We start from the raw sequence: 5,140 nt of genomic DNA on the forward strand, positions 1-5,140 counted from the left end.
CCTGCACCCCGCCCCCTGCACCCCGCATGGGTGGTGGTGCTGGTCAGCACCTGGCTGGCCACGGCCTGCAACGTTCCGCTGTGGCAAGAGGTGGCCCAGCTGCCCGGCCAGGGCAGCCTGCGTGGCTGGGGCTTTGCGCTGGCATTTGCGCTCATCGTCGCAGCGGGCAACGCCGCGCTGCTGAGCCTGCTGGCCTGGCGCTGGACGCTCAAGCCCGCCGTGCTGGTGCTGGTGCTGATGGCCGCGTTTGGCGCGTACTTCATGCTGGCCTACGGCATCGCCATCGACGCCAGCATGCTGGTCAACGTGATGCAGACCGACGTGAAGGAAGCAGGCGACCTGCTCAACCTGCGCATGCTGGGCACCGTGCTCATCCTGGCCGTGCCGCCCCTGTTGTGGCTGTACCGCCGCCCCGTGCAGCGCCTGACCGCGTTGCGCCATGTGGCGCACAACGGCCTGCTGCTGGCAGGCTCCATCGCCGTCATCGTGGTGTGCTTGCTGCTGGTGTTCCAGGACTTTGCATCGACCATGCGCAACCACACCAAGCTGCGCTACCTGATCAACCCGCTCAACAGCGTGTACGCGCTGGGCAACATTGCCACCAAGCCCCTGCGCATGGACACCAGCAAGATCCTGCCCCTGGGCCGTGACGCCCAGCTGGGCGCCAGCTACGCCAGCCAGGCCAAGCCCCCGCTGCTGGTGCTGGTGCTGGGCGAGACGGGCCGCAGCGGCAACTTTGGCCTGAACGGCTATGAGCGCGACACCACCCCACGCCTGTCAGCCCGCAAAGACCTGGTGAGTGCGCGCAATGCCTGGTCCTGCGGCACCAGCACCGCCGCGTCGGTGCCCTGCATGTATTCGCACCTGGGCCGCACAGGCTACGAAGGCCGCTCGGCCAACTACGAAAGCTTGATCGACGTGCTGCACCACGCCGGCCTTGCGGTGCTGTGGGTGGACAACCAGTCGGGCTGCAAGGGCGTGTGCGACCGCGTGGGCGAGACCATTACCAGCACCCAGAAAGACCCAGCGCTGTGCGCTGGCGGCGAGTGCCTGGACCGCGTGATGCTCAAGGACCTGGACGCCCAGATCGCCGCCCTGCCCGCCGAGCAGCGCCAGCGTGGCACCGTGGTGGTGATGCACCAGATGGGCAGCCACGGCCCCGCGTACTACAAGCGTTCCGCGCCCGAGAACAAGAAGTTTGGCCCCGAATGCACCTCCACTGCCTTGCAGGAATGCCAGCGCGAGCAGGTGGTCAACGCCTACGACAACAGCATCGTCGAGACCGACCATTTCCTCGATTCAGTGCTCCAGTGGCTGGGAGCGCAGGAACAACATGCCCAGACAGCTATGATTTACGTAGCAGACCATGGCGAGTCGCTGGGCGAGAACAACATTTACCTGCACGGTCTGCCCTACTCCATTGCCCCCGACGTGCAAAAACACGTGCCCTGGATCACCTGGCTGTCACCCACCATGCAGGCGCGCACCCACCTCGCCACGGGCTGCCTGCAGCAAGACCTGGGCGAGCGACGCATTACGCACGACCACTACTTCCACTCGGTACTGGGCCTGATGGATGTGAAGACCGAGGCGTACAACACCGAGCTGGACATGTTTGCCGCGTGCCGCAAGCCCGCCGCGGCGGGCTGAGACGGACCGAGGCGGGGCCAGGCGGACGGCCCCGGCAGCCCTGTGCCACAAAGGTGTTGCGCAGGGCGCAGCCAGCTCAGCTCCCTTGGGGCAACAACAGAATCTTGCCGATGCTGGCGCCAGACTCCATGCGCCGATGGGCCTGTGCAGCATCGGCCAGTGCAAACGTGCTGTCGATCACCGGCCGGATCACTCCAGCGGCCAAGGCTGGCAGCCACTGCTGGGCAAACCGCTGCACCATGGCCTGCTTGACCTCGGGCGGGCGGGACTTCATCACGGTGCCAAAAATCTGCAGGTGGCGGTACAGCAGCACATCCATGGGCAGCTCCGCACCCTGCGCACCGCCCAGCAGCCCCACCGACACCAGGCGTCCGCCGTCGGCCAGAGACCGCACGTTGCGCTGCAGGTACGGAGCCCCGATGAAGTCGATCACCACATCCACGCCCCGGCCCTGCGTGGCCTGGTCCACCACCGCCTGAAAGTCTTCGCTGCGGTAGTCGATGAACACATCGGCCCCGCAACCCAGCACGGCGCCGCGCTTGTCGCCCCCCGCCGTGGCAAACACGCGCGCACCCGCCGCATGGGCCAGCTGCACGGCGGCTGACCCCACGCCGCCCGCCGCCGCATGGATCAGCACAGACTCGCCCGCGTGCAAGCGCGCCAGGTGGAACAACGCCTCGTGCGCGGTCACGAACACCTCGGCCACGGCGCCAGCGGCTACCAAGTCCATGCCCGCAGGCACCGGCATGGCCATGCGGTGGTCGATGCGCGACAGCTCGGCGTAGGCCCCGCCGCCCACGATGCCCATCACGCGGTCGCCCACGGCAAAGCCTTGCACCTCGGGCCCCATGGCGACCACCGTGCCCGCAATCTCCAGCCCCATGGTGTCGGCATCGCCAAAGTAGGCGCGGCCATAGGCCCCTTTGCGGTGCAGCAGGTCGGCCCGGTTGACGCCGATGGCGGCGTTGCGCACCAGCAGGTCGTGCGGGCGCACCTCGGGGACAGGGATCTCGCGCGCCACCAGCACTTCCGGGCCGCCGAAGTCATCGAACACGATGGCTTGCATGGTGGGTTGGGGGTTTGCAGGTTGTTCGGCCGCTGGTGTGGACATGGGTGTTACTCCTCAAGCAATGGTTTCAGTGCCTTCAAGGATAGGGCGCCACGCAGTGATTTAAACGCAGCAATTTCGCTCTACAGCGATGCAAATTTGCATCACACTCACCCCTCATCCGCAACCTCCATACCGCCATGAACTGGGACGACACCCGCATCTTTCTTGCCCTGACCCGCGCGCCCTCCTTGCGCGCCGCCGCGCGCAGCCTGGGCGTGGACCAGGCCACCGTCGGGCGGAGGCTGAACGCGCTGGAGGCCGAACTGGGCGCCAAGCTGTTTCTGCGTGCCAAGGACGGCTACCTTCTCACCGCTGCAGGCGAGACAGCGCTGGGCGCCGCCCGCCGCATGGAAAGCGCGGCCCTGGACCTGCGCACCCGCATCGAGGGCCAGGACACCAGCCCCGGCGGCCTGGTGCGCGTGACCAGCACCGACTCGATCGCCATCGACCTGCTCATGCCCGCCATTGAGCGCCTGCAACAGCACTGGCCCCACATTCGCGTGGACCTGGAGGTGTCCACCCAGTTGCTCAGCCTCAGCCGCCGCCAGGTGGACATCGCTTTCCGCAACGTCCGACCCGAGACGCCCGACCTCGTGGTGCGCCGCGTGGTGTCGTGGCCTGTGGGCCTGTTCGCCAGTGCGGGCTATGTCGAGCGTTTTGGCATGCCGGTGCCAGAGGACGAACTGCGCGGCCACCACCTGGTGGCCTACGCGCCTTACCTGGAGCAAAGCCCGTTTCTGACCATGGCGGGCGTGCCTGCGCGCCAGGCCAGGGTTGCACTGGCCGTGCGCTCCAGTCTGCTGGTGCGCAAGGGCGTGGCAGCGGGCATTGGCCTGGGTGAAATGCCGGTGTGGATGGGGGCGCGCGAAGGCCTGGTGCGCATCTGGCCCGAGCGCCGCCGGGCGACCGACTACGAGGTCTGGCAAGTCATGCACCCCGACCTGCAACGCACGGCCCGGGTGCGCGCCACCGCAGAGTTTCTGTCCGAGGCATTCCAAGTCCAGTAGGCGCCCCAAGCCGATGGAGCCCGCCCCGCCGGGCCGGGCCGCCACTGCAACACCGGATGCACCATACTCTGACGCAGACCCATACCCCTTGCGACCCACCATGCCACACACCATTCACCACCAGGAACAGGACGCCAAAGGTGCGTTCTACATCGAGCACAACGGCCAGCGCCTGGCCGAGATGACCTACAGCCGCACCAACGCCACGATGATCATCGTGGACCACACCGAGGTGGACCCATCGCTCAGCGGCCAGGGTGTGGGGCGCGCGCTTCTCGACGCACTGGTTCAATGGGCCAGGGCCACAGGCACCAAGGTGGTCCCGCTGTGCCCATTTGCCAAGGCGCAGTTCGACAAGGACGCGTCTTTGCGGGACGTGCTGGTGTAAACAGGCCTGCCGACAGCGGTGCCCGCCCGAGGCGGTCCATTGCTGGTCACTGCGGGTCATGGCAAAGAACGCCCTTGCCCGTGGATGGGCGGCGCAACCCGCGCGCATCGGTGGTGGAGTGACTCCAGTCCTGTCGGCCCACAGCCGCTGAAGACGCCAGGCGCCTTCAGGTAGAAAATTCCGCCATGAATCAAAGCGTCATTTACGCCCTGGGCGCAGCGGTGCTCTTCGGCGCCAGCACCCCATTTGCCAAGCTGCTGACGGGCGACCTGCCACCGGTGCTGCTGGCAGGCCTTCTGTATCTGGGCAGCGGCCTGGGACTGGCCCTGGTGCGTGTGGCCCGCGATGGCGGGCTCAAGCCCTCTGGCATTCCCTTGAATGAATGGCCCTGGCTCCTGGGCGCCGTGCTGTTTGGAGGCGTGGTGGGGCCGGTGGCGCTGATGCTGGGACTGCACTCCACCAGCGGCGCCACGGCTTCGCTGCTGTTGAATCTGGAAGCGGTGCTGACCGCAGTCATTGCCTGGTGGGTGTTCAAAGAAAACGCCGACCGGCGCATCGTGGGGGGCATGCTTGCCATCGTGGCGGGAGGCATTGCCCTGGGCTGGCAGACCGGCTCTCCGTGGCAACCCGGCGGCACGGGCTCCTGGCTGGTGGGCCTGGCCTGCTTGTGCTGGGCCATCGACAACAACCTCACACGCAAGGTTTCTGCCTCCGACGCGCTCTTCGTTGCCAGCATCAAGGGCCTGATCGCGGGGTCGGTCAACACCACGCTGGCCATCAGCATGGGCGCCGCCTGGCCTTCGTGGGCCACACTGTCTGCAACGATGGCTGTGGGCCTTTTGGGATACGGCCTGAGCCTTGCGCTGTTTGTGCTGGCATTGCGCGGGCTCGGCACAGCCCGCACGGGAGCGTACTTCTCCACCGCGCCCTTCATGGGGGTGGTTGTGTCCTTGTTGGTGTTCTCGGAGCCAACCTCGTGGGTGT

The 5,140-nt window shown here is 66.9% G+C and carries 5 protein-coding genes; 4 read left to right on the forward strand and 1 reads right to left on the reverse strand.

Annotated elements, in window-relative coordinates; all coding sequences use genetic code 11:
- Nucleotides 1–1,650 (forward strand): phosphoethanolamine transferase (locus tag DBR23_RS00735; protein WP_369882071.1); only part of this gene is annotated, 1,650 nt, incomplete at its 5' end.
- A 76-nt stretch (nucleotides 1,651–1,726) separates the two neighbouring features.
- Here the strand turns inward: DBR23_RS00735 and DBR23_RS00740 are convergent.
- On the reverse strand, nucleotides 1,727–2,761 hold the full coding sequence (locus DBR23_RS00740) for an NAD(P)H-quinone oxidoreductase (RefSeq protein WP_233250205.1): 1,035 nt from the start codon (nucleotides 2,759–2,761) through the stop codon (nucleotides 1,727–1,729).
- Nucleotides 2,762–2,898: 137 nt separating this feature from the next.
- Between DBR23_RS00740 and DBR23_RS00745 the strand changes: the two genes are divergently transcribed.
- The 3 genes from DBR23_RS00745 to DBR23_RS00755 form a co-directional block, all read left to right on the forward strand.
- Nucleotides 2,899–3,768 (forward strand): LysR family transcriptional regulator, encoded by an 870-nt coding sequence (locus DBR23_RS00745; protein ID WP_108496984.1) that lies wholly within the window; start codon nucleotides 2,899–2,901, stop codon nucleotides 3,766–3,768.
- Between the two features lie 100 nt (nucleotides 3,769–3,868).
- Nucleotides 3,869–4,156, forward strand: a complete 288-nt coding sequence (locus tag DBR23_RS00750; RefSeq protein ID WP_108496985.1) for a GNAT family N-acetyltransferase — start codon at nucleotides 3,869–3,871, stop codon at nucleotides 4,154–4,156.
- A gap of 185 nt (nucleotides 4,157–4,341) precedes the next feature.
- Nucleotides 4,342–5,140 (forward strand): DMT family transporter (locus DBR23_RS00755; RefSeq protein ID WP_108496986.1); only part of this gene is annotated, 799 nt, incomplete at its 3' end.

The sequence above is a fragment of the Acidovorax sp. HMWF018 genome (genome assembly GCF_003061035.1).
Taxonomy (GTDB): Bacteria; Pseudomonadota; Gammaproteobacteria; order Burkholderiales; family Burkholderiaceae_C; genus Acidovorax; species Acidovorax delafieldii.

Bases quoted from the DNA above. Each gene is read 5' to 3' on its own strand.
- DBR23_RS00745 (WP_108496984.1), top strand. From the start codon at position 2,899: ATGAACTGGGACGACACCCGCATCTTTCTTGCCCTGACCCGCGCGCCC.
- DBR23_RS00750 (WP_108496985.1), top strand. From the start codon at position 3,869: ATGCCACACACCATTCACCACCAGGAACAGGACGCCAAAGGTGCGTTC.
- DBR23_RS00740 (WP_233250205.1), bottom strand. From the start codon at position 2,761: ATGTCCACACCAGCGGCCGAACAACCTGCAAACCCCCAACCCACCATG.